The sequence below is a fragment of the Haloferax larsenii genome, from assembly GCF_024730625.1.
Taxonomy (GTDB): Archaea; Halobacteriota; Halobacteria; order Halobacteriales; family Haloferacaceae; genus Haloferax; species Haloferax larsenii.
Map to the genome: position 1 here is coordinate 2,553,489 of NZ_CP078063.1, position 21,081 is coordinate 2,574,569.

At 63.7% G+C, this 21,081-nt stretch carries 25 protein-coding genes; 12 read left to right on the top strand and 13 right to left on the bottom strand.

Annotated features, from left to right (window positions below; translation table 11 throughout):
• Nucleotides 1-33 precede the first annotated feature (33 nt).
• Nucleotides 34-1,989 (bottom strand): hypothetical protein, encoded by a 1,956-nt coding sequence (locus tag KU306_RS13285; RefSeq protein WP_258302225.1) that lies wholly within the window; start codon nucleotides 1,987-1,989, stop codon nucleotides 34-36.
• Between the two features lie 93 nt (nucleotides 1,990-2,082).
• Nucleotides 2,083-2,916 (bottom strand): MBL fold metallo-hydrolase, encoded by an 834-nt coding sequence (locus KU306_RS13290; RefSeq protein ID WP_258302226.1) that lies wholly within the window; start codon nucleotides 2,914-2,916, stop codon nucleotides 2,083-2,085.
• Between the two features lie 248 nt (nucleotides 2,917-3,164).
• Between KU306_RS13290 and KU306_RS13295 the strand changes: the two genes are divergently transcribed.
• Complete coding sequence (locus tag KU306_RS13295) at nucleotides 3,165-3,287, top strand: hypothetical protein (protein ID WP_258302227.1); 123 nt, start codon at nucleotides 3,165-3,167, stop codon at nucleotides 3,285-3,287.
• A gap of 144 nt (nucleotides 3,288-3,431) precedes the next feature.
• Nucleotides 3,432-3,887, top strand: coding sequence for a TIGR00725 family protein (locus tag KU306_RS13300; RefSeq protein ID WP_049918611.1), 456 nt, complete (start codon nucleotides 3,432-3,434; stop codon nucleotides 3,885-3,887).
• A 4-nt stretch (nucleotides 3,888-3,891) separates the two neighbouring features.
• Here KU306_RS13300 and KU306_RS13305 read toward each other — a convergent pair whose 3' ends face one another.
• From KU306_RS13305 to dph2, 3 genes are all read right to left on the bottom strand, one after another.
• Nucleotides 3,892-5,463 (bottom strand): hypothetical protein, encoded by a 1,572-nt coding sequence (locus KU306_RS13305; RefSeq protein WP_258302228.1) that lies wholly within the window; start codon nucleotides 5,461-5,463, stop codon nucleotides 3,892-3,894.
• 95 nt (nucleotides 5,464-5,558) lie between these two features.
• Entirely contained in the window at nucleotides 5,559-6,122 is a 564-nt protein-coding gene (locus tag KU306_RS13310) for a DUF8173 domain-containing protein (protein ID WP_258302229.1), read from the bottom strand.
• Nucleotides 6,123-6,313: 191 nt separating this feature from the next.
• Nucleotides 6,314-7,348, bottom strand: a complete 1,035-nt coding sequence (gene dph2, locus KU306_RS13315; protein ID WP_007540438.1) for a diphthamide biosynthesis enzyme Dph2 — start codon at nucleotides 7,346-7,348, stop codon at nucleotides 6,314-6,316.
• A gap of 194 nt (nucleotides 7,349-7,542) precedes the next feature.
• Here dph2 and KU306_RS13320 point away from each other — a divergent pair, with 194 nt between their 5' ends.
• The 5 genes from KU306_RS13320 (at nucleotide 7,543) to KU306_RS13340 (ending at nucleotide 10,391) form a co-directional block, all read left to right on the top strand.
• Nucleotides 7,543-7,857, top strand: coding sequence for a hypothetical protein (locus tag KU306_RS13320; RefSeq protein ID WP_258302230.1), 315 nt, complete (start codon nucleotides 7,543-7,545; stop codon nucleotides 7,855-7,857).
• 72 nt (nucleotides 7,858-7,929) lie between these two features.
• Nucleotides 7,930-8,583 carry an alpha/beta hydrolase gene (locus KU306_RS13325; RefSeq protein ID WP_007540442.1) on the top strand — a complete coding sequence of 218 codons (654 nt, stop codon included), beginning with the start codon at nucleotides 7,930-7,932 and terminating at the stop codon, nucleotides 8,581-8,583.
• A 65-nt stretch (nucleotides 8,584-8,648) separates the two neighbouring features.
• Entirely contained in the window at nucleotides 8,649-9,023 is a 375-nt protein-coding gene (locus KU306_RS13330) for a YlbF/YmcA family competence regulator (protein ID WP_007540444.1), read from the top strand.
• Between the two features lie 120 nt (nucleotides 9,024-9,143).
• Nucleotides 9,144-9,746, top strand: a complete 603-nt coding sequence (locus tag KU306_RS13335) for a nucleotide-binding protein (RefSeq protein WP_258302231.1) — start codon at nucleotides 9,144-9,146, stop codon at nucleotides 9,744-9,746.
• 21 nt (nucleotides 9,747-9,767) lie between these two features.
• The gene (locus KU306_RS13340) at nucleotides 9,768-10,391 is read left to right on the top strand and encodes an RAD55 family ATPase (protein ID WP_007540448.1); all 624 of its coding nucleotides are present in this window, start codon (nucleotides 9,768-9,770) and stop codon (nucleotides 10,389-10,391) included.
• Nucleotides 10,392-10,430: 39 nt separating this feature from the next.
• Here KU306_RS13340 and KU306_RS13345 read toward each other — a convergent pair whose 3' ends face one another.
• Together KU306_RS13345 and KU306_RS13350 are read right to left on the bottom strand one after the other, a co-directional pair.
• Nucleotides 10,431-10,697: a DUF8049 family protein gene (locus tag KU306_RS13345; protein WP_007540449.1), complete on the bottom strand. Its 267-nt coding sequence runs from the start codon at nucleotides 10,695-10,697 to the stop codon at nucleotides 10,431-10,433.
• A gap of 68 nt (nucleotides 10,698-10,765) precedes the next feature.
• A complete protein-coding gene (locus KU306_RS13350) occupies nucleotides 10,766-11,701 on the bottom strand; it encodes an FKBP-type peptidyl-prolyl cis-trans isomerase (RefSeq protein ID WP_008324431.1) in 936 nt (311 codons plus the stop codon).
• 153 nt (nucleotides 11,702-11,854) lie between these two features.
• Between KU306_RS13350 and KU306_RS13355 the strand changes: the two genes are divergently transcribed.
• Genes KU306_RS13355 through KU306_RS13365 form a run of 3 tightly spaced genes read left to right on the top strand, consistent with a single transcriptional unit; the run spans nucleotide 11,855 to nucleotide 14,034 of the window.
• On the top strand, nucleotides 11,855-12,316 hold the full coding sequence (locus KU306_RS13355) for a hypothetical protein (protein WP_258302232.1): 462 nt from the start codon (nucleotides 11,855-11,857) through the stop codon (nucleotides 12,314-12,316).
• A 27-nt stretch (nucleotides 12,317-12,343) separates the two neighbouring features.
• Entirely contained in the window at nucleotides 12,344-13,738 is a 1,395-nt protein-coding gene (locus KU306_RS13360; RefSeq protein WP_049918612.1) for a hypothetical protein, read from the top strand.
• A complete protein-coding gene (locus KU306_RS13365) occupies nucleotides 13,735-14,034 on the top strand; it encodes a DUF7410 domain-containing protein (protein ID WP_049918613.1) in 300 nt (99 codons plus the stop codon). Before KU306_RS13360 ends, KU306_RS13365 begins: the two co-directional genes overlap by 4 nt.
• A 39-nt stretch (nucleotides 14,035-14,073) precedes the next feature.
• Here KU306_RS13365 and KU306_RS13370 read toward each other — a convergent pair whose 3' ends face one another.
• The 6 genes from KU306_RS13370 to KU306_RS13395 form a co-directional block, all read right to left on the bottom strand.
• Nucleotides 14,074-14,289 (bottom strand): hypothetical protein, encoded by a 216-nt coding sequence (locus KU306_RS13370; protein ID WP_258302233.1) that lies wholly within the window; start codon nucleotides 14,287-14,289, stop codon nucleotides 14,074-14,076.
• A 60-nt stretch (nucleotides 14,290-14,349) separates the two neighbouring features.
• A complete protein-coding gene (locus tag KU306_RS13375; RefSeq protein WP_258302234.1) occupies nucleotides 14,350-14,616 on the bottom strand; it encodes a hypothetical protein in 267 nt (88 codons plus the stop codon).
• Nucleotides 14,613-14,873, bottom strand: a complete 261-nt coding sequence (locus KU306_RS13380; protein WP_258302235.1) for a cytochrome C oxidase subunit IV family protein — start codon at nucleotides 14,871-14,873, stop codon at nucleotides 14,613-14,615. The genes KU306_RS13375 and KU306_RS13380 overlap by 4 nt, the downstream gene beginning before the upstream one ends.
• A gap of 10 nt (nucleotides 14,874-14,883) precedes the next feature.
• Nucleotides 14,884-17,487: a cbb3-type cytochrome c oxidase subunit I gene (locus KU306_RS13385; protein ID WP_258302236.1), complete on the bottom strand. Its 2,604-nt coding sequence runs from the start codon at nucleotides 17,485-17,487 to the stop codon at nucleotides 14,884-14,886.
• The gene (gene coxB, locus KU306_RS13390) at nucleotides 17,484-18,242 is read right to left on the bottom strand and encodes a cytochrome c oxidase subunit II (RefSeq protein ID WP_258302237.1); all 759 of its coding nucleotides are present in this window, start codon (nucleotides 18,240-18,242) and stop codon (nucleotides 17,484-17,486) included. Before coxB ends, KU306_RS13385 begins: the two co-directional genes overlap by 4 nt.
• A 140-nt stretch (nucleotides 18,243-18,382) precedes the next feature.
• Nucleotides 18,383-18,901, bottom strand: coding sequence for a DUF6789 family protein (locus KU306_RS13395; RefSeq protein WP_258302238.1), 519 nt, complete (start codon nucleotides 18,899-18,901; stop codon nucleotides 18,383-18,385).
• Between the two features lie 184 nt (nucleotides 18,902-19,085).
• Here KU306_RS13395 and cyaB point away from each other — a divergent pair, with 184 nt between their 5' ends.
• A complete protein-coding gene (cyaB, locus tag KU306_RS13400) occupies nucleotides 19,086-19,643 on the top strand; it encodes a class IV adenylate cyclase (protein WP_258302239.1) in 558 nt (185 codons plus the stop codon).
• A gap of 94 nt (nucleotides 19,644-19,737) precedes the next feature.
• Nucleotides 19,738-20,958, top strand: coding sequence for a methionine adenosyltransferase (locus tag KU306_RS13405; RefSeq protein ID WP_258302240.1), 1,221 nt, complete (start codon nucleotides 19,738-19,740; stop codon nucleotides 20,956-20,958).
• The last annotated feature ends 123 nt before the right edge of the window (nucleotides 20,959-21,081 follow it).

Genomic DNA, 21,081 nt, shown 5'->3' on the forward strand with positions numbered 1-21,081 from the left:
GCCAATGGAAATGGGTCGCCGTGGGCTGGTGGCTTACTCTTCGTGTTCGTCGCCGCCGTTGCCGCCATTTCCGCCGTTTCCGCCGTTTCCGCCGTTTCCGCCGTTGCCGCCCATGCCGGTTCCGAACGCGCCAGCGAGTCGGTCGCGGAAGGTCTCCAGTTCTTCGACGGTGTCGTTCAGGTCGTCGATATCGCTCCGAAGCGGTTCGAGTTCGTCCTCCACGGAGACGTCTTGGATGCTCGCTTCGAGGTCGGTGAGACGCGCTTCCATCGCGTCGCGAACGTCGACCACGTCGCCGTCGAGCGAGGCGATGTCCTCGCGAATCTCGCCGATTTCGTCGTCGAGGTTCGAGGCGGTCTGGGTCGCCGCCGCCGCGTCTTCCTCGACGCTCTCGATGCGACCGGCAATCTCGTCGAGTTGGTCGGAGAGGTCGCCGAAGCGAGCGTCGATTTGGTCGAGCGAGTCGTCGTGGGCTGTGACGGTCTCTTCGACGTCGTCGAGGCGCGCGGCACCCGCGTCGATGTTGCGCGAGGCGGCTTCGAGTCGCCCGTCGAAGTCTTCGAGGCGTTCGCCGACGGCCTCGAACCGGTCGGACTGCTCGGAGAGTTGTTCGCCGTAGTCGTCGACGCGACCCTCGACGTCGCCGACACGTCCTTCGAGTCGGTCGCTTCGGTCGTCGACGGTCGCCAGCGTCTCTTCTGCCGAGTCGAGGCGGACGACGGTGTCGTCGACTCTCTCGACCGCGTCGTCGACCATCGTGTCGAGCGCGTCGATGTCCTCGCGGAAGTCCTCGATTTCGGAGCGGAAGTCGGCGATGAGTTCCTCGCCGGTCCCCTCTTCGTCGATGAACGATTCGAGTGCGTCAGAGTAGGCTTCGAGGTCCTGTACCTGCGATTGGAGCCGTCGGATACGAACCTCGGTGCTCCGCCGGGTGTCGATGTCGAGGGCGTCGCGCAGGACGTCGAGGTCGTCGTCCTCGACCGACCCCGAGCGAATCTCGTCGGCGAGGGCCGCGGCGAGCCCTTCTTCGGGTGCAGCGTGAGCAGTCTGCGTGTCGGCTGCTGCTGCGGCGTCGCGGGCTGAGACTGCGTCGTCCGCAGCCTCGACACCGTCTGCGTCGGTCTCGGCAGGTTCCGCTTCGCCTTCGGTCTCTGTCTCGGCTTCGACTGCCGTGTCCGAATCGACGTCATCGTCGGCCGCCTCGGCAGCGTCACCGACAGCAGGTTCGTCGACGTGTTCGGTCACAGCGGCGGGTGCATCCTCGTCTCCTCCGTGCAGCGCCGTCTCCGATTCATCGTCTGAGGCATCGGCGTCGGGAGCCGATTCGCTCTCTTCTTGCGCTTCCGATTCGGCCGCTGCGGCCGCGACGACTTCGTCCTCGTCGGTGGGTTCGGACGGTGCCGACTCGTCGGTGTCGGACGCATCAGCATCGGACTCGTCGGTGCCGAACGCGGCAGCGAGGTCGTCGTCGGACGGTGCCTCTTCGCCGACGCCTGACGGCGCGTCTTGGGCAGCGTCCGCGGGCTCGTCGTCGCCGGGGCTTCGGTTTCCGGCGAGCACGTCGCGGACGAGTTGGCTCCGGTCTTCGCCGAGGATGTCGTCGATGTCGTCCGGGTCGATGCCGCCATCGACCGGGATGCGTTCGAGCGTCGGCTCTTCGAGGAACGACTCGGGGTCTTCGCCGTTCGTGAGTCTGATTCCGTAGACTGTCACGACCTCCTCGTCCGGGTCGAGCGTTCGCTCGTACTCGACGCGGTTGTCCTTGTACGCGGTCCAATTCTCGCTCTCGTAGTCGGGGTGAAAGCCCACACTCTCCATCGGGAACGACTCGGGGATTCGGTCGATAATTCGAATCCGAGTCGGTTCGTCGAGGGAAGAAGAGATGACAAACTTGACTGCTGGGACGGGGAACTCGTCGGCGGCGAAGGTCTTTTCGACAGCTACCTCGCCGTCCGAGACTGTGACGACCCCATCAGACTCGCGGCTCATGGCCGCCACTTCCGCGACATACATTATAAAACAACCGGGCAGGAACCACCCACCTCGGCGCTGTCTTGCGATTCGTGAGTTCCGGCTCGACGGTTACAGGTCGACTCGGTCGCCGATTTCGACGAGTTCGAGCGAGCGCGGGGCCGCGAAACTCTTCGCGTGGTGGTGCAGCACCTTCGGGTCCGACGTCATCCCCTTCCACATGTCCCAGTGCGACGGGAGCAGGCGGTCGAGGTCGAGGTCGCTCGCGGCCTCGACAATCTGGTTTTCGTCGTTGTACCACTTCGTCCGGACGGGTTCGCCGGTCTCCTTGTCGGCGATGTTGCCGACGGTTCCGAACGCGAGGACGCCGAGGTCGATGTCGTAGCGCGAGCCGATGTCGGTGAACTCGTCGGACGGTTTGGTGTCGCCGCCGTGGAAGAACGTCCCCGATTCGTGCTCGAAGACGTACGACACCGGGTGAGTCGCGTCGGGGTCGTACGCGGGCTCGACGTGAACCGTGAACTCACCGATTTCGATGGTGTCGCCCTCGGAGACCTCCTCGAACTGGTCCTCCGAGAGGTCGTAGTCGTCGAGCCACGCTTCGTCGTCGTAGGCGACCGCGAGTGAGTCGTCCGGGGCGACGAACGTCGCGCCGGTGTTCTCCAGAATCGGGGCCTGGCTCGGGCCGTGGACGTGGTCAGTATGTTCGTGCGTGGCGAGCACAGCGTCGGCCTCGGTCACGTCTTCGGGGTCGAACGGAACCGGAACCATCCGAACCGTCCGCGGCGGGTCGCCGACTCCGACGTAGGGGTCGATGAACACCGTCGTTCCGTCGCTGCCCTTGAGAACGAAGCCGTTACACCCGAGATACCAGATTGCGACCGTCTCCGGGTCGGCCGACTCGACCGCGCGCGGAAGCCAGTCACTCCAGTCGCTTACCGTCATAGAAACCAGTCTTCGCGCGGGGGGACTAAGCGTTGCGCTCTCGTCACTCTCGCCGGGTTCCGAAAGCCGCCGCATCCGAGTCGCGTCCCCGTCTCTACCGGCCCAGCCGCCGACCCACTATCCGACGGACAATTGCCCAATTATCCGTCCTGATACGGTATATCACAATAGACTACCCCTAGGTATTTGGAATATAAGGTGCTACCCGGATAAGATATTTATCGTATACCAACGTCATGTAGTTCACAATGTCAGGCACTCACAAACGAACGGCGAATTTCTCGTCGATGGCTCAGGCGATGCGCGCGTGCGGGACGTGGGACCCGGAGTCCCCGCTCGAAGACGACGCTCTCGGACGAGACGAGTACTGACAGCCGCACCGACGCTACTCACGTCCCCGCATTCGTTACTCGCTCGGTCTCTCGATTTTCTCACGCCCGGGAGCTTATGCTCCGGCGCAGAGTGCAGACGACCATGAACGCAGTCAGCGACCACTCACCGGCCGGAGGTCAGTCGTGCGCGTGAGCGTCATCGGCGGCGGGTCGGCCGCCGAACACGCCGAGGAGATAGCGGTCGAAGTCGGGCGACGACTCGCTCAGCGCGGCCACACTGTCGTCTGTGGCGGGTTAGGCGGCGTCATGGAAGCAGTGTGCCGCGGGGCGAAAGACGCCGGCGGAACGACTATCGGCATCCTCCCCAGCGAGCACCGAACCGACGCGAACGAATATATAGACGTGCCCATCGCGACCGGACTCCGTCACGCGCGCAACGCGCTCGTCGTGATGAACGGTGACGCAGTCATCGCCATCGACGGCGCGGGTGGCACGCTCTCGGAGATTGGCTTCGGCCACGTCTTCGACCGGCCAATCGCCGGTCTCGAAACGCACGATATCGACGGACTCGACGGGTTCCAGCCCTGTTCGACGCCAGAAGAAGCGGTCGCGTACGTCGAACAGGAACGTCGGGACTAGCTCCTTAGTCGAGTTCCCGTTCCACGCAGTCGCGAAGCAGGTCGTCGACGACTTCGTCGCGGAACGTCTCCCAGTCGGTCGTCTCCGCCCAGAGGCGGCCCGCGTCGGTCGGCTCGACGGCGTCGCGCCCGGCCTCACGCTCGACCGTGGTGACGTAGCCGTTCGCGGTCAGCGCCTCCAACGCGACGTCGAGACGCGCGCGGAGGTCGTTCGAGAGTCGTTTCTCGAAGCTCTCGCCTTCGGTGGCGTTGCGAGCGACACCGACACAGAACGCCTCGAACGACGATTTCGGCCCGCCGTCACGGGCGGCGGCGACGATTCCGTGGTGTTCGGCCCGCTCGCGGAGTTCCGACGCGACCGCTCGGCGTGTTCGTGGGCGCGACCGAGGCGGGCCGGTCGAGAGTATCTTGAGGACGACCGCTTCGAGGTCGTCGAGCGGCGCGAGCGTGTGCCGGTCCAACGTATACGTCCCCGAACCGCGGGCGACACCGGACTCGTCGAGGGCGGCCAGACGGTCCGACGACGTCTCGACGCGTTCGTCGAGTTCGGCCGTCCGCGTCGCAACCGATTCGTACGCCGCACCAAGGTGTTCGCGCGCGTCGAGATACGCGTCGAGATGGCGTTCGAAGCGACCTAGTGACTCGAACAGCGAGACGGTCGCTTCGTCTTCGAACTTCCCGAAGCGGGCCTCACAGCTCTCGCGGAACCGAGTGACCAGTTCACGCGGGTCCTCTTCGACGTCTGAAAGCAGTCCGACTTCGCTATCGACCCACGCCTCGATGGCGTCGAGAACGACGTCCGGGTCGCGGGTCTCCGCCGGGTCTGGAATCTGTTGGTCGGACTCGACGAGGTCGGCAATCTGCTCGCGTGCACGACCGAGAACGGCATTCAATCCTTTCTGACCGCGTCTCGGCGAGGGGCGTGCAGACCGAAGTTGGCGGGCTGTCGAGGTGTCCCCGCTCGCATCGGCGAGTGAGATTCGAAGGTCTTCGAGCGCGATTCGGAGGGGTTCGACCACGGCGGCCGCTCCGGGACCGTCAGCAACGCGCTCGAATCCGTCGAGCGCCGAGCGCGTCATCTCGACGTCGGCGACGACAGCCCGGAGGTCCGAGACCACGTCGAGGTCGAGCGACTCGGTCGCCGGGACGTGAAAGAGCGTAATCGCGTCTGTCTCGACGTCGCCAGCGTCGACGAGCGCGGTTCGGGCCGCATAGAACGCGGCCGCGACGTGCGGCGAGGCACTCGACAGGTTCACGTCGACAGTGCCGTCAGCCGCCAGTTCGCGAAGGAGGTCCGTCGTCGCAGCGTACAACGCTGGGAACGACGAGTCGAATGGCAGTCTGACCTCGTCGATGGGTGCGTCGAGTGCGGTCGAGAGCGCTTCAGTTGCTGTACGGGCGACACGAGCGTGTAGCTGTGGTGTGCCGGGAGCGCAGTCGTCCGGGTCGCGACCCTGCTCGGGGTCAGACTCGGCACGGACCAGACGAACACGGTCAGCGTCGAAGTCGCCATCTTCGAGCGGGGTGACGACCCGCTGGACGTCGCGTCCGAGGATGGAGAGGTGGGTCGTCGGCATCTGTCTCACCGATTCTCGGTAGATGCCGTCAATGTTGTGGTGAATCGTTCCGGGCGAGCGTCAGGACCACGACTCGTAGATGTTCCGGGCGAGCGTCAGGACCACGACTCGTAGATGTTCCGACCGAGGACACCCAGCCCGAGCGTGTTCGCGATGAAAAGCACGAGTCCACCGAGGAACGGGATGGCGGACAACACGCCGGTGATGAGTGCGCCGACCACGAGCGAGAGGCCGAGTGACGGCGACTCACTGGACGTCATGCCGACCACGAGCGACCCGATGAACACTGTCGCGATGCCCCCGGCGACGATTGCGAGGACGAAGAACGCGAGGAATCCGGGAATCGCCACGAGGAGGCCGATGATGGTAATGGCGAGGATGACGAGCACGATGAGGCCGCCGATTCCGACGAGGAGGCCCCAAATGAACGACTCACCGGGGTCAGACCGTATCTCGTCGATGAGGTTTCGCGTGAACTTCGGGGCCGCGGCGACGAGCAGGCCGCCGACGACGAGGTTGAAGATGAACGACCCGGCCGCTTGAATCGTGGGAGAGAACTGTGGGGTCGATTCGACTGGCTGTGCGGAGGCGACACCTGCGAGGGCGAGTACGCCGAGGAGCGTCAGCCCTATCGAGGTCGATTTTCGAGGGGGGACCATAAGTTGCCTAGCAAACCCAGGCGACAAAGGTTTTCTGAACGACAGCTTTCGGGCTGGACAATACGAGCACGCAAAGAGAGACGCCAGCGGCGTGGGAGAGAAGCGAATTCGAGAGTAGGGTGCCGCGAGGAGAGGGTCCGAAAGGAGAGGGTCCGAAAGGAGAGGGTCCGAGAGTGGGTGTGAGCCGCGCGTTACCAGGTTCCGTGGAAGGTGTCGAACGAGAGCGAGTCGAGCGGTTCGTCGCCGACTGCGATGCGGTACTCCTGCGGGGTGAGCATCGGCTTGTGGAAGCGCGGGCCGTCGTCGGTCGTGATTCGCGGACAGCCGGTGTTGACGAACGCGTCCATGTCGAAGTTGCGCAGGCGGTCCGGCGTCACCTCGTCCATGGTGATGAGATAGGCATTGTCGTTGTCTTCGAGAATCTTCTCGGCGATTTCCATGCGCCCCTGCCCGATTTTGGTACAGAAGATGACGCCCCACTTCTCGGCGTCCATCGCCTTGTGAACCGACGCATAGCGCTGTTTCATGAACTTGCGCGTGTCGGCCAGCGTGACGACGTTGTTGACGGGGTCGGCGATGACGACGTTCTTTTCGGGGTGCTCCATCGCGAGGCCGAGCGGGTGGAACTTACCGCCGCCGACGTAGAGGACGTTGTCGGCGGGAATGTCCGCAGAGGCGTAGTTGCAGCCGAGAACCTGCCCCTCGTAGGTGAGGCGGTCGTCACCCTTCCGCGTCTGGACGGTGTAGCCGCGCTCTTCGAGCCAATCGCACATGTCCTCGAAGCGGTTCATGTGCTGGGCGGTGGTGACGAGTCCGACTTCGTCGCCTTCGATTTCGTCGAGGGCGTCCTCCATGATGGGGAACGGGTCGACGTTGGAGAACAGCGGGACGTAGATGATTTTGTCAGACTCCTTCATCGGGGAGTGGCCGAAGTGGACGAACACGTCCGTCCGGCGCATGAGGTAGGTGTCGAGGTCGCACGCGCCGTAACACGGCTGTCCCGAGAGCATGAACGTCACGTCGTCGTCACAGAGTTCTCGGAGGTCGTCGGCGACCGCCGGGCCGCGGCGCTTGAGGCCTTCAGGGAACTGGAGGCCGACGCGCTTGGCGTCGCGCTCTTCGATGGCGTCGACGATTTGTTCGAGTTCGTAGTCCCACTCCCGGTCGTGCTTCAGCGACATCCCGGTGTTTCGAAGGTCCCCCTCCGAGGAGGCGTCCTGACTCATTGGACCACCCTTACCGATGGAGATGTATAACGACGGCGCTTCCCCACGCTTGGGCGTCACATACCCGCACACGCGGCGAATTTTCGGCCTTCGACTGTCGGCTCAACCCCTCGAATCGCCACCCCGTCGCCCCTTGTGCGTCAGCCTCACCAAGCCCCGGAGTACCTTCCCGACGAGAGCGTCTAGCGAAACCTATGGCAGACGATACCGAGACACACAGAAGTAGCGACCACCACGACTACTACGGACACAACGAACCCGCAGACCACCACGAACACAGCCACGAAGACAGTCACGAACACAGCCACGACCCGGCAGACGAAGCGAAGTTGGCTGAGTGTCCCAACTGTGGTGACTCAATCAGAGGTGCAGACGACATCGTCCGCGGCGACTCGGTGCCCGAGATTCGGTCGATGAGGAAACGGAGCGTGATGGTCGGCAGACAGCCGAACGACCTCTGGTTGTGCAAAGGGTGCGGCGCGACACTGGGTGTCCGAATCCGAGACTAAGCAGTTCTGCTGTCACCCGGTTACCCTCTTGTCACTCGTGGATTGAAGCGGCACGGCCGCCTAGCGGCAGGCATGTCTGACCTCCCGCTCGAACACGTTCACGTCGAGCCATCCGAACCGACCGAGGGACCGGGACCAGCCGTCGTTCTCCTCCACGGTCGCGGGTCGAACGAGCAGGACCTCCTGCAGATTGCACGAGAGTTCCCGCCACACCTCCACGTCGTGAGCCTCCGCGCGCCAGACCGCTTACAGGGCGGCTACACGTGGTACGACCTCGACCTGTCGGGCGGCGGGCTTCACCAGAGCCAACCCCACGCGGAACAGTTCGAGCGGTCGCGAAACCTCGTCCGAGAGTCTATCGAGGCCGCCATCGACGAGTACGACCTCGACCGCGACCGAATCGGCCTGCTCGGCTTTAGTCAGGGGGCAATCACCAGTCTCGCACTGCTCCTCGACGACCCGGGCGACTACGCGTGGGTCGTCGCCCTCCACGGCTACCTCGCCGAGTCGCACGCGGGTCACAGACCCGATGGCATCGCCGACAAGCCGGTTTTCGTCGGTGCCGGGTCGATGGACCAAGTGATTCCCGCGTCGCGGGCAGAGCGCGCTGCAGACCGTCTGGAGGAACTCGGTGCCGACGTGACGTTCCGGACGTACGACGTCCCACACGGCGTGGGTCCAGACGAGTTGACCGACGCCGTCGCGTTCGTCGAAGAACACGCCTGAGTCGCGGGGGGCGACCGAATTCCCCGTTCGGCAGGTTGAAATCGCTCGATTCCCAAGGCGAGGGCATGAGCACGCAGACGACGCGGCTCGAAGAACTCGGCCGCGAACTTGGCGAGGCCATCGCCGACCACCCGAAGTACGAAGCCTACGAGGAGGCGAAGGCGGCGGTCGAGGCCGACGACGAAGCCCAAGCGCAGATTTCCGAGTTCGAACGACTCCGCGAGGAGTTCAACGTCGCCCGACAGATGGGCGAGGCGACCAAAGAAGACCTCCAGAAGGTCCAAGAGGCACAGGAAGAACTCCACTCACTCCCCGTGATGGAGGAGTTCCTGCTCGCCCAAGCCGAGATGGTCGGCGAACTGGAGAAGGTAAACGAGGCCATCTCCGAGCCGCTCGCAGTCGACTTCGGCGGCGAGGCCGGCGGGTGCTGTAACGACTGAGGGGCGCGCCGGAGAAACGGACGCGCCGGAGAGACGGACGCGCCGGAGAAACGGACGCGTCGAGAACACTTCGTTTTCGCGGGCGCAGGTTCAAGTACCAAGCCGGGACCAGCCCCGCGTATGTTGGCAATCGCGGGCGGCAAAGGCGGCAGCGGCAAGACCACCACGACACTCGGATTAGCGCAGGCGTTCGACGGTGACGTTCTCGCCGTCGACGCCGACCGCGACATGCCGAATTTACACGCGATGGCGGGCGTCGAGCGACCGGCCGACGACATCCCACCAGTGCAGTCGCACCCGAACGACCCGTCGGTCTCGGTCGCACCCGCCCCGCGAGGGGTGGACGACGATGCCTTCGAGCAGTGGTTGCAGTCGCTCGCCAGCGACGACCGCCTCGCGCTCGTCGACTGTCCGGCGGGTGCCGGGCCGGACGCCGCGGCACCGCTCCGGGCCGCTGACGCAGTGCTCGTCGTCACACCGTTGTGTACGCCGGCGCTCCGAGATGCCGCGAAGACGGCCGCGATGGCGAGGGCGCTCGGCACGCCAGTCGTGGGTGGCGTCGTCTCTCGGGCGCGAGTCGCGCCGGATGCCGTCGGCAACGTGCTCAACGCGCCACTGCTCGGTACCATCCCCGACGGAACCTCGCCAGTCCTTACAAATCCGACAGTAAAAGCCGCGTATCGGCGGCTTGCAGACGATATTCGGGGGGAAGGTCTATTATGACTGACTGTCGTAGAACTGGGTATGAATCGGCTGGCGACGGGCATCGATATCCTCGACCGGCAACTCGGTGGGGGTATCCCGGCAGGGAGCGTGGTTCTGCTCACGGCAGACCCGGCCAGCCAGTCGGAACTCTTCCTCTACGAACTGACGACCACCCGAGGGACGCTGTGGCTCACGACCCTTCGCTCTGAGGTCGCCGTCAGAGATGCGCTCGACCGGTGTCCGATGCCGACGGGAAACCCGACAGTTCGAGACGTCGGCGGCGACGCACCCCTCGACGTGGCGAACAAACTCGTCCGCGACCTCCCGGAAGGGGCGAATCTCGTCATCGACGTCGTCGATATGCTCGAACGAACCGAGCCGCCTCGCTTCAGGAAGTTCCTCAACGACCTCCAGACACATATGGTCAACACGCGAGGGCTTACCATTCTCCACGGCCTGAAAGGCGAGTCGGTCCCGGAGAACCGTGACCTGACAGAACACATGGCCGACATCGTGTTCGACCTCGAAACGAAGATAGACGGGTCGGAGATAGAAAATCGGCTCGCAGTGCCAAAGTTCCGCGGTGGGCAGGCGCTCGACGAGACTATCAAACTCCGGCTTGCCGAGCGCGTCTCGGTCGACACCAGCCGCGACATCGCCTGAATCGAACGTCGCCGCGGACAGGGAAAGCGCAGTAGCCCGTTAGACGACGAAGAAGCCGAACGTACCGAGTGTGATAGCGACGATGAGTCCCATCCACGTGCGGCCACCGAGACCCGCACCACGGCTAAAGACGTACGCGAAGTAGGGAGCGAGGGGTGAAAGGCGGTAGACGAACGAAACCTCGACGCCGGCACCGTATTTGAGCGCCAGCGTCAGTCCGACGGTACAGACACCGGCGACGAGCGCGACGTGCAGGTCTGTCGCGTCACGCAACTCGAGCGCCGAAGTGTCGTCTGACGAAGCCATCGCTACGAAGCGGTCTGGAGGCGAGTATCAAGAAGCCGCCGATTCGAGAGAACCAACGGGGTGCTCGCTTATTCTTCGTCGGCGTCGAGTTCGGCAGCGAGTTCGTCGGCGTCGATGTCGACGTCCTCGATAGCTTCCTCGATGTCAGCGCCGCCTGCGCCACCCATCATGCCGCCGAGGCCGCCCATGCCGCCCATGCCGCCCTCGATGGTCTCCTGGACGATGACGCGGTCGAGGTCGAGACGCTGCATGACGTCCTGCGCAATCTGCTGCTTGGAGAACAGCCACTGCTGGTTCATCGTCATCTGCGGCGTCGCCTCGATGTAGAGCGTGTCCTTCTCGACGGTGACGAGTTCCGTCTCGGGTTCTGCGTCTTCGTCTTCCTCGTCGTCGTCAGACTCGACGACCTGCTCTTCTTCGACTTCGTCGGTCTGGACCCAGACCTCGGGAGCCTGCTGGAGGTACATTCCGAGGAGGCCGGACGCCTGCTCTTCGCGGTCGTCGACGACGTCGAGGACTTCGTATTCGTATTCGAGGTCCTTGCCCGCGAGCGGGTGGTTGAAGTTGACGCGGGCGCGACCGCCGATGATGGTCTCCAGACGACCCTGGTCGCCGTCGATGGTGACCTGCGCACCGGGGTAGCGGTCGTCTTCCGGAATCTTGTTGGCGCTGACCGTGCGCACTTCGTCCTCGTCGTACTCGCCGAATGCTTCGGCGGCCGGAATCTCGACGTCGCCCTCGTCGCCGACTTCGGCGCCGATGAGTTCGTCGTCGACGGCCGGGAAGACGTGACCCGCACCGACGATGATGACTCGGGGTTCGAACTCGTAGCCTTCGACGTCGATTTCGGCCTCTTCGGCCACTTCCTTACTCGTAGTGTCGACGACGTCGCCGTCCTCGACCGTGCGAACCGTGTACGCGAGGCGGACGAAGTCGCCGTCCTGAATACCGGACTCGACTTCTTCATCGACCTGCTCGGCCTCCGCCTGCTGTTCGTCGCTCATACACCCTACGTGATTCGTGCGACCCTTAAGAATCACGTTTCGCCGGTGCGAGGTGTTCCGTCGGACGTACCCCCGAAACTCGGGCACGACAGACGATATCCGTCGAATCGTTTATGTTACTATCACGGTTTATACTAATAGAGGCGTGTCAACATGGCTCAGACAGAATTGTTCGTTGGGTTCGTCGTTGGGGTGGTACTACTGGCGTTCGTCGTGGCGTACGTCGGACGCGGGTGGCGACAGTACACGGTCAGCGCGCCCGTCGGTGGCGGTGGCTCGGGTGGCAGCAGTGGCGAACCGAGCAGTACCATGTCGAACTGGACCGAGGACCCGACGGTGCTCTCGCTCGCGTTCCTTCTCCTCGCACTCGGATTCGGTCTGATAGCTGTCCTCTTCGTCGGCGGCGGGGGCGTGTCCGAGGAGATGACCAACACCGCGGGCGCGGTACTCGTGGGAGCCACGGTCCTCGTCGTGGTTGCGTACCTCTTTCACGGGACGTACCACGCCGCTCGGAGTTGGGGACTCGAACGGTCGCAGGCGGCGCTTCTCGGGTCGTGGGTACTCGGCCTGTTGTTCATCGTCGCCCTCTCCTTGCGACTCCTCGGCCTGCTCTGAGATGTGGGGCGTGGCGGTCTGCGAACGATGAGTCTCCAACGTCTGCTGGGCTGGGCCCGCCGCACTCTCGTTACACTGGCAGTACTCATTGGTAGCCTCGCGGCCGCGACACAGCCAGTGGCGGCTCACGCCGGGTCGCTCGGCGGGTCGCTCCGGTCGGTCCCAGCACCGTTCTGGCTCGTCGTCGTCTCCGGCGGCGGCGTCGTCGGCGTCTCCTTTCTCGTCTCGGCGTTCGTGACCGACGACGAGACGCTCGGCGCGTTCGCCCGCCGGAGCGTTGCGCTCGGTCGCCCCGTCGAACTCGTCGGAAGAGGACTCCAAGTCGGCGGCGTGGTTGGGTTGCTTACAGTCGTCGCAGCCGGCTTGTTCGGGCCGAAGACCGCGATTGCGAATCTCGGTGTGCTCCTCGTCTGGGTCGGCTGGTGGGCTGGCTTCACCATGCTGACCTACCTCGTCGTGGACGTGTGGCCGCTCGTGAATCCGACGCGGACGCTGGGCACAGTAGTCCGGTCACTCGGGGGGATTCCGACGCGTACCATCCCGGAGGCGGTGGGGTCGTGGCCGAGCGTCGTGGGCCTGCTCGCGCTCGTCTGGATAGAAGTCGTCAGCCCGCTTTCGGCCAATCCGCGGGCGCTGGCGGTCGTCGTCCTCGGCTATTCGGTCGTGACAGTCGCGGGGGCCGTCGTCTTCGGTGACGCGTGGTTCGACCACGTCGACCCCGTCTCCCGTGTGTTCAGACTCTACGGCCTGCTCGCACCGATTCAGCGAACTGACGACGGACTCTCGGTGTCGTTCCCCGGAGCGGGATTGGCTCGCGTCGAGACGGCGATGGACACCGACGACGTCGCCTTCGTCATCGGCCTCTTGTGGGTGACGACGTACGACGGCCTCGTCTCGACCGTCGCGTGGGGACGCGTCCTCGACGCGCTCGCCCCAGTTCCCTCGTGGGGAGTGAACCTCGTCGGCGTCGTCGCCGGCTTTCTCGTCTTCTTCGTCGTCTACCATCGCGCGGCCGACTCGGCCCGCAAGACCGCCGAGACGTACGTCACCGGCGACTTCATCGCCGGATGGTTCGCACCCGCGTTGGTTCCTATCGCCGCAGGTTACCACCTCGCCCACTTCGCGGGCTACGTCGTCGGCCTTGCACCCGCGCTGGCGACAGTCGCGTTCGACCCGCTCTCGCCACCTGCGAACATCACGGTGTTAGCTATCCCGGAGTGGTTCGGGAGTCTACAGCTCGTGTTCGTCGTTCTCGGGCATCTACTGGCCGTCTGGGTGGCACACACGCGGTCGTTCGACGTCTTCCCCGGGCGACTGCAACCGCTCCGGAGCCAGTACCCGTTCGTCGTCGTGACCATCTGCTATACGGCGTCGAGTCTCTGGGTCGTCGCCCAACCGACACTCGGAGGTGTCGCGGGATGAGCCGACTGAGAGAACACAGGATGGCGACGCCGACCCCCGAGACGAGCGTCCCCGACGGAGCGGAACCGGTTGCGACGTGCCCGTACTGCGACCGACCGTTCCGCCGGGAGCGACTCCGAGACTTGCACGTCGGCGACGTACACGAGGAGTGGACAGACGCAGACCGGGAGGCGTACGAAGTGGCCGTCGAAGCCGAGTCCGAAGACCTGTTTCAGTACCACCTGAAGGTCGCGGGGGCACTCGGGGCGACCTACGCGGTGCTGTTCTTGCTTGCCGTGGTCGGATTCAGCCTCTAACTGGGCTTCTCCTTACTTTGATTGGCCTTCTCTTCAGCGTCACGCGTGGCCGTGTTCGTGGTCGCCGTCGGAATCAGCGGGTTCTGGAAGGCGCATCACGACGGCAGTGAGAACGGCGACGCCGAGAATCGCAACCGCGCCACCCGCAGCGATGACAACTTCGCCCGCGCCGACCGCCTCCGCCACGAGCAGGATGACGAGTCCGAGCACGACGCCGACGAACGAGACGCCGAGCTCGACCGAGTGTTCAATCATGTACAATGATAACACACCAGCCATCAAGAAGGTATGCCCGGAGACCGTCCTGCAGGCGAATCAGTTCGCCGCGTTCTCGCCGCTTCTGGCCGCCACGACGACGAGTGCGAAGACGGTGATACCGAGCAAGAGTCCGGGACCGACGACCAGCGGTGTCGTGAGACTGCCGGGAACGACGCGAGTCATCATGACAGTCACGCCGACGCCGACAGGGACCGAAAAGAGGAGCGCGTAGGCGACAGCCGTGCGTAGCGAAGGGCTGTCGCTGACCGCGGAGGCGGAATCGGCTTCGACGTCGGCTGTTGCGTCTGAGCGAGTCACGGTCACAGGAGCGAGTACGACGCTGCGACCGTGAGTGCCAGCGCTGCCACGAGGCCGATGCCGACCAGATACGTCAGCGACCGCGGCTCCCAACGGAGGTGCTGGAAGTACGCCGCGACCAGCACGGCCTTCGCCGCCGAGAGGACGATGATGATGCCGAAGGCGGTCCAGTAGGCTAACCCCGCGAACTCGACGAGGACCTGCACCGTCGCCGAGACGAACAATACCACGTAAATCGCCGTATAGAATTTTGTTGATACCATCGTGGTCACCTCACAGGATGTAGAACAGCGGGAAGAGGAACAGCCAGACGATGTCGACGAAGTGCCAGTAGAGGCCGAAGTACTCCACCGACCGGCTGTCTTCGAGGTACGCGCCTCTCCATGCGCGTGCGGTCAGATACAGTGCGACGATGAGCCCCGCGATAACGTGGGCTGCGTGCAGCCCCGTCGTGAGGAAGAACGTCGACGTGCGGACGTTCGTCGAGAGCCACAGCCCCTCGTGGAAGAGGTGCTGCCACTCCAGCGCCTTGTTGACGAGGAAGCCGATGCCGAGGACGAAGGTGGCTCCGAGGCTCGTGACGAGCCCCAGTTTGTGCTTCTTCTCGGCCGCGACGAGCGCCAAGACGACGGTGAAACTGCTCGTCAACAGGATGTAGGTGTTGACGAGTCCCGGGATTGGGTCGTCCGGGACGGGTTGCCACCCGGTCCATCCGAAGGCGAATCGCGTGAAGATGTACGCGCCGAGGAAGCCGCCGAACAGGACCACGTCGGACGCGAGGAATATCCACATCCCCACCTTGCCGTTGTCGATGCCGGAGAACGGCCACGCCTCGCCCTCGTCGAAGACCGGGCCGTGGAACGGTTCGAGCCCCATCGCGATGAGTGACCCGAGGGTGACGCCGAATCCGGCGACAGCAGTCGTCGCATAGGCGGCCCCCATCATCCCTTCGGGGAACGCGGCGTCTTGCAGCGGCGAGATACCGAGCAAGATGAGGAACGCGCCCAGCGAGAGGACGAACGGCCAGATGCTCGCGTGGCTCAGCCCTTCGACCTCGGTGGCCTCGACCGTCGGTTCGTACTCTGTCGTAACCGCGGTGTGTGGTGAGGTTGCGACGCCGCCGTCTGCGGTTGCTCCCCCGCTGCCGTCGGCCGCGGTTGCACCACCTGTCGCGTCCGATTCTCTGTCGAGGATGAACGACAGGTGGCCGTCGCGGTAGGTCGGCGTGCCCTCGAAGTTTTCGAGGGGTGGCGGCGACGAGACGGCCCACTCCGCGGTGGTCGCGTACTCCCACGGGTTGTCGGAGACCGGGTCGCCCGTGAAGGCGCTCTTAAACAGGTTGTAGAACATGATGAGGAACGACAACCCGAGGACGAACCCGCCGATAGTGGCGAGTTGGTGCCACGGCGCGAGTTCCGGCGCGTAGTCGAAGACACGCCGTGGCGTCTCCCACGCGACGAAAAGCGGGAAGTACAGCAGATTGAAGCCGACGAAGTAGGCCGCGAAGTGGACCTTCCCGAGGAACTCGTCGTACATCCGGCCGGTAATCTTCGGGAACCAGTAGTAGAGGCCGCCGACGAGCGCCGTCACGCCGCCGACCATCACGTAGTGGAAGTGCGCGACGACCCAGTAGGTGCCGCGGAACTCGTAGTCGAGGACGACAGCGCCGAGGAAGACGCCCGTGATACCCCCGATGATGAACAACAGGAGCGCCCCGAAGACGAAGAGGAAGGGCGTCGTGAAGCGTATCTTCCCCTTCAGCATGGTGTAGATGAGCGCGAAGACCATCAGGTCGAACGGCAGCGAGATGCCGATGGTCGTAATCATAAAGAGTGTCTTCACCTGGAGGTTGATGCTCGTCAGGAACATGTGGTGCATCCAGACGACGAAGCTCTGAATCGCCACGAGCACCATCGCGATGATGAACCACTTCCGCCCGACGATGCGGCGGCTGGTGAACGTCTGGAACACCTCGGCCATGACGCCGAGCGCCGGGAAGAACACGATGTACACCTCGGGATGGCCGAAGAACCAGAAGAGGTGCGTCCAGAGGAGCGCCCCCGCCGGTGACTCCATGGCGAAGTAGGTCGTCCCGAGCAGTCGGTCCGCCGAGAGGACCATCAGCGCGGCGAGGAGCGCCGCAAAGGCGAAGAGCATCATCCAGACGGTGAGGAGAATCGTCCAGCTAAACAGCGGCATATTGCGGAGCGTCAACCCCTCGGCCCGCATCCGATGCATCGTCGTCAGGAAATTGACCGACGAGACGGTGACTGAGGCGACGAACAGGACGAGCGCCAGCACCGCCGTCGACGCCCCGACGTCCGGTGTGAACGTCGGGACGTTCAGCGGGGCGTACATCGTCCACCCGCCGGAGAAGGTGCCGCCTTGGAAGAACGAGACGCCGAAGAGGATGCCGGAAAAGAGGTAGAGCCAGTAGGAAAGCGCGTTCAGTCTGGGGAACGCGAGGTCTTTCGCGCCGAGTTGGAGCGGGACGACGTAGTTCGCAAAGCCGAACGCGAACGGTGAGAGGAACCAAAACACCATCAACAGCCCGTGGGCCGAGACGGCCTGGTTGTACGCGACAGGGGCGAGAATCGTCTCAGTCGGGGCGCGCGGTGCCCACAGTTGGATGCGCATCAACCACGCGAGGACGCCGCCGAGGACGAGGAAGAAAAGCGACGTGACGATGTAGAGGATACCGACGTCTTTGTGATTCGTCGTGACGAACCAGCGCTTGATACTGCCCGTCCCCGGGAAGTCGTGACCGTGGTCGTGGTCGTCGGTGTGGCCGCCCGAGACGACTTCACTCCCGACTTCTGTGCCACCGTCTGTCCGTTCAGAGTCACCGTCTGTCCGTTCAGGGTTCGTGTCGCTCATGCTGCTCGTGCCTCCACGGATGCGCTCTCGTTTTCGGTGCTCACGCGTTCGCTACTCCCGTTCCCGGTGCTTTCGTACCACTCCTCGTACTCGTCAGGAGGCATCACGATGACCTCCGCGGACATGTACGAGTGGCCGGCGCCACACAGTTCGTAACACTGAGCGGTGTAGGTCCCAGTCTCGTTGGCGACGAACCACGTCTCGGTCTCCTGTCCGGGAATCGCGTCGGTCTTGACACGCAACTCGGGGATGCCGAAGTTGTGGAACACGTCGGCCGACGTCACCTGCAATCTGACTGGCTGTTCTGCCGGGATGCGAAGGACGCCGTCGGTCGTGTGGCCGTTCGGATAGGTGAATCGCCATCCGAACTGGTAGCCTTCGGCTTCGATGTCCAACGAGTCGTCCGCCGACGGACCCTCCTCGACGTACAGAAGCGTCAGGTAGGTCCACGAAATCAGCGAGACAACGATAATCATGCTCATGAAAAACGACGTGGCGAGTTTCCGTCCTCCCCCACTACCCGTCGGAAGCTCGCCCAGCACGGGGCGGTCTTCGACCTCCTTGCCCCCCTTTGCTGCCCCGGAGCGGTACTTGTAGGCGTTGTACAGCATATAGCCGATGACCACCACTCCGACGAGCGTTCCGAGGAGCAGGAACACCTCGAAGATACTCTCGAAGACGATGATGCGCGACCCCCGCGGGACGAGTCCCGACTGGAGGAAAAGCGGGCTACTGCCGACGAGTGTTGTGCCCATTGATAACATCACCTACCCATGTTAATTAACGTTCATGATAATCACTGTTTCGGCGAACGGCGGTGACTTGGCGACAGGTGGCAAAAACAGGAAGAATGTGGGTCGTGACGGCCAGCAACGGTGGCCCGTTTCGAAGCCGACTAGACTTGGTGTTGTGGAATCTCGGCCACGACGTCGAGCGTGTACCCGAGTGCGAGGCCGTAAATCCAGTGTGCGGCCAGCGAGAACACGAGGAACGACGCGAGGACCGCGAGGTCCGTTCCCGGCCAGAACGCCGGCACGAAGCCGAGCCAGTACAGTGTCGCAAAGGAGACGCCCCGAAGGTATTCGGGCGACTCCGGTGGGAGGAACGCGCCGACGACCACGAACGTCAACGGGAGGACGACGACACCACCGATACCGAACAGTAAGACCCCAAGGGTAACCGTCGGTTCGAACCCGAAAAACAGCGCGAACCCGGCGAATCGCGTCACCGGTTCCGTGACGAACAGTCCGAGTAGCTCGGGAATCCCGACGAGCACTGGCAACATCAGTACCGTCCCGACGAGACCGCCACCCATCGCCGCGGCGATGACGCGCCCGGTTATCTCCGGTTCGAGCGTCTCGCCTGCTGGTTGTTCTACCCCACCCACGGCCGGATTCGGTGTCTCTTGGCTCATCGTCTCCTCGTATTACGATAGCCCCCACGATAAAGGGTAACAATTGACATACCAGAAATACGTACTGTTCCGTTTCGGACGATGGAACTCCAAAGCTCCCAATGTCAACTCAGACATATTTTCTCGTCCCCGCCATGCTCGCGAGTCACCGACGTTTTTGTCGCGCGACCCCACCCTTCGGTCGATGTACGAAGTCGAGGTCAAGGTTCGCGCCGACCACGAGGCGGTCAGAGAGCGCCTCGAAACGACTGGGGCCGAGCAGGTCAATCGCGTCACACAGACCGACACCTACTACGACGCACCGCACAAGGACTTCGCCGAGACCGACGAGGCGCTGCGTCTTCGCCGTGAGAAGCGATACGAGAGCGACGAGGTCGTCTCCGAGACGACCCGTCTCACCTACAAAGGCCCGCTCGTCGACGAGTCGTCGAAGACCCGCCGCGAGTTCGAGACGGGCGTCGAAGACGGCGAGACGATGGACGACATTTGTGGCGCAGTCGGCTTCGAACCGGCAGCGACCGTCGAAAAAGAGCGCGAACGTTTCGCACTCGACGGATACACCGTCTCCCTCGACGCCGTCTCCGGACTCGGCGAGTTCGTGGAGGTCGAAGTCGAAGTCGAAACCGGCCTCGACGACGCTCGCGACGGTGCCTTCGACGTGCTTCGGAAGCTCGGACTCGACCCCGACGACCAGATTCGGACCTCCTACCTCGGGATGTTGCTCGGCGCGCCCGAAGAATAACGGCAACCGTTGCCACCCTGATACCCCATAGTAATACACGTTTGAGGCAAGGTTTCCGCAAGTTATAGAACGGCCCGCTGGGTACGTCTGGCCAATGAGCGACCGAAACATCCGCCTCGAATCCGCCGACAAGCGGGCAATCGAGGACCAGAAGGTCGAAATCGTCGAACGAAAGGGAATCGGTCACCCGGATTCTATCTGCGACGGTGTCGCCGAAAGTGTCTCTCGTGCGCTGTCGAATCTCTATCTCGACCGCGTCGGCAAAGTCCTCCACTACAACACGGACGAGACACAGCTCGTCGCCGGTACTGCCGCCCCCGCGTTCGGTGGCGGTGAAGTCATCGAGCCGATTTACCTCCTCATCGTCGGGCGGGCGACCAAGAAGTACGTGAAAGACGGCGAGACGCTTCAGCTCCCCGTCGACTCCGTCGCCCTTCGCGCGGCGCGTGAGTACCTGACCGAGAACCTCCCCGAACTCGACGTCGGCAGCGACGTTATCGTCGACGTCAAACTCGGTGAGGGCTCCGGCGACCTCCAAGACGTCTTCGGCGAGGAGACACAGGAAGTCCCGATGGCGAACGACACCAGTTTCGGTGTCGGCCACGCCCCGCTCACCGAGACCGAGCAAATCGTCCGCGAGACGGAGCGCGCCCTCAACGGCGCTCGCTACGGCGACGACCACCCCGAACTCGGACAGGACATCAAAATCATGGGCAAGCGCGAAGGCAACGTCATCGACGTGACCGTCGCCGCCGCCATGGTCGACGCCTACGTCGATGGCATGGAAGAGTACATCGCCGCCGTCGAGGACGTCCGCGAGTTCGTTTCGGACCTCGCAACCGAGTACACCGACCGCGAGGTCAACGTCGAGGTCAACACCGCCGACGACTACGAAGAAGGCTCTATCTACCTCACGACGACCGGCACCTCGGCCGAGCAGGGTGACGACGGGTCTGTCGGCCGCGGCAACCGCGCCAACGGTCTCATCACGCCGAACCGTCCGATGAGCATGGAAGCGACCTCCGGCAAGAACCCCGTCAACCACATCGGGAAGATTTACAACCTGCTTTCGACCCACATCGCCGAGACGGTCGTCGCCGAAGTCGACGGCATCCGCGACCTGCAGGTCCGTCTGCTCTCCCAAATCGGTCGCCCTATCGACGAACCGCACGTCGCCGACGCGAAGGTCGTCACCCACGACGGCGTCACCGTCGCCGACATCGAAGACGACGTCGTCGCCATCATCGACCGCGAACTCGCCGACGTGACCGACATCACCCGACGCACTATCGAAGGCGAACTCAGCACGTTCTAAGAAGACGAGTCGGCGCAGAACAGCGCTGTTCTCTCGTTCGAACCAGGAACTGCGAACCAGGAACTGCGAACCAGGAACTGCGAACCAGGAACTGCGAACCAGGAACTGTGGATTCGACCAGTG

Bases quoted from the DNA above. Each gene is read 5' to 3' on its own strand.
- KU306_RS13350 (WP_008324431.1), bottom strand. From the start codon at position 11,701: ATGAGCGACGAACAGCAGGCGGAGGCCGAGCAGGTCGATGAAGAAGTC.
- KU306_RS13355 (WP_258302232.1), top strand. From the start codon at position 11,855: ATGGCTCAGACAGAATTGTTCGTTGGGTTCGTCGTTGGGGTGGTACTA.
- KU306_RS13295 (WP_258302227.1), top strand. From the start codon at position 3,165: ATGTCAGGCACTCACAAACGAACGGCGAATTTCTCGTCGATGGCTCAG.
- KU306_RS13330 (WP_007540444.1), top strand. From the start codon at position 8,649: ATGAGCACGCAGACGACGCGGCTCGAAGAACTCGGCCGCGAACTTGGC.
- KU306_RS13335 (WP_258302231.1), top strand. From the start codon at position 9,144: ATGTTGGCAATCGCGGGCGGCAAAGGCGGCAGCGGCAAGACCACCACG.
- KU306_RS13370 (WP_258302233.1), bottom strand. From the start codon at position 14,289: ATGATTGAACACTCGGTCGAGCTCGGCGTCTCGTTCGTCGGCGTCGTG.
- KU306_RS13380 (WP_258302235.1), bottom strand. From the start codon at position 14,873: ATGGTATCAACAAAATTCTATACGGCGATTTACGTGGTATTGTTCGTC.
- dph2 (WP_007540438.1), bottom strand. From the start codon at position 7,348: ATGAGTCAGGACGCCTCCTCGGAGGGGGACCTTCGAAACACCGGGATG.
- KU306_RS13360 (WP_049918612.1), top strand. From the start codon at position 12,344: ATGAGTCTCCAACGTCTGCTGGGCTGGGCCCGCCGCACTCTCGTTACA.
- KU306_RS13365 (WP_049918613.1), top strand. From the start codon at position 13,735: ATGAGCCGACTGAGAGAACACAGGATGGCGACGCCGACCCCCGAGACG.
- KU306_RS13290 (WP_258302226.1), bottom strand. From the start codon at position 2,916: ATGACGGTAAGCGACTGGAGTGACTGGCTTCCGCGCGCGGTCGAGTCG.
- KU306_RS13310 (WP_258302229.1), bottom strand. From the start codon at position 6,122: ATGGTCCCCCCTCGAAAATCGACCTCGATAGGGCTGACGCTCCTCGGC.
- KU306_RS13325 (WP_007540442.1), top strand. From the start codon at position 7,930: ATGTCTGACCTCCCGCTCGAACACGTTCACGTCGAGCCATCCGAACCG.
- coxB (WP_258302237.1), bottom strand. From the start codon at position 18,242: ATGGGCACAACACTCGTCGGCAGTAGCCCGCTTTTCCTCCAGTCGGGA.
- KU306_RS13345 (WP_007540449.1), bottom strand. From the start codon at position 10,697: ATGGCTTCGTCAGACGACACTTCGGCGCTCGAGTTGCGTGACGCGACA.
- KU306_RS13320 (WP_258302230.1), top strand. From the start codon at position 7,543: ATGGCAGACGATACCGAGACACACAGAAGTAGCGACCACCACGACTAC.
- cyaB (WP_258302239.1), top strand. From the start codon at position 19,086: ATGTACGAAGTCGAGGTCAAGGTTCGCGCCGACCACGAGGCGGTCAGA.
- KU306_RS13395 (WP_258302238.1), bottom strand. From the start codon at position 18,901: ATGAGCCAAGAGACACCGAATCCGGCCGTGGGTGGGGTAGAACAACCA.
- KU306_RS13305 (WP_258302228.1), bottom strand. From the start codon at position 5,463: ATGCCGACGACCCACCTCTCCATCCTCGGACGCGACGTCCAGCGGGTC.
- KU306_RS13340 (WP_007540448.1), top strand. From the start codon at position 9,768: ATGAATCGGCTGGCGACGGGCATCGATATCCTCGACCGGCAACTCGGT.
- KU306_RS13285 (WP_258302225.1), bottom strand. From the start codon at position 1,989: ATGAGCCGCGAGTCTGATGGGGTCGTCACAGTCTCGGACGGCGAGGTA.
- KU306_RS13405 (WP_258302240.1), top strand. From the start codon at position 19,738: ATGAGCGACCGAAACATCCGCCTCGAATCCGCCGACAAGCGGGCAATC.
- KU306_RS13385 (WP_258302236.1), bottom strand. From the start codon at position 17,487: ATGAGCGACACGAACCCTGAACGGACAGACGGTGACTCTGAACGGACA.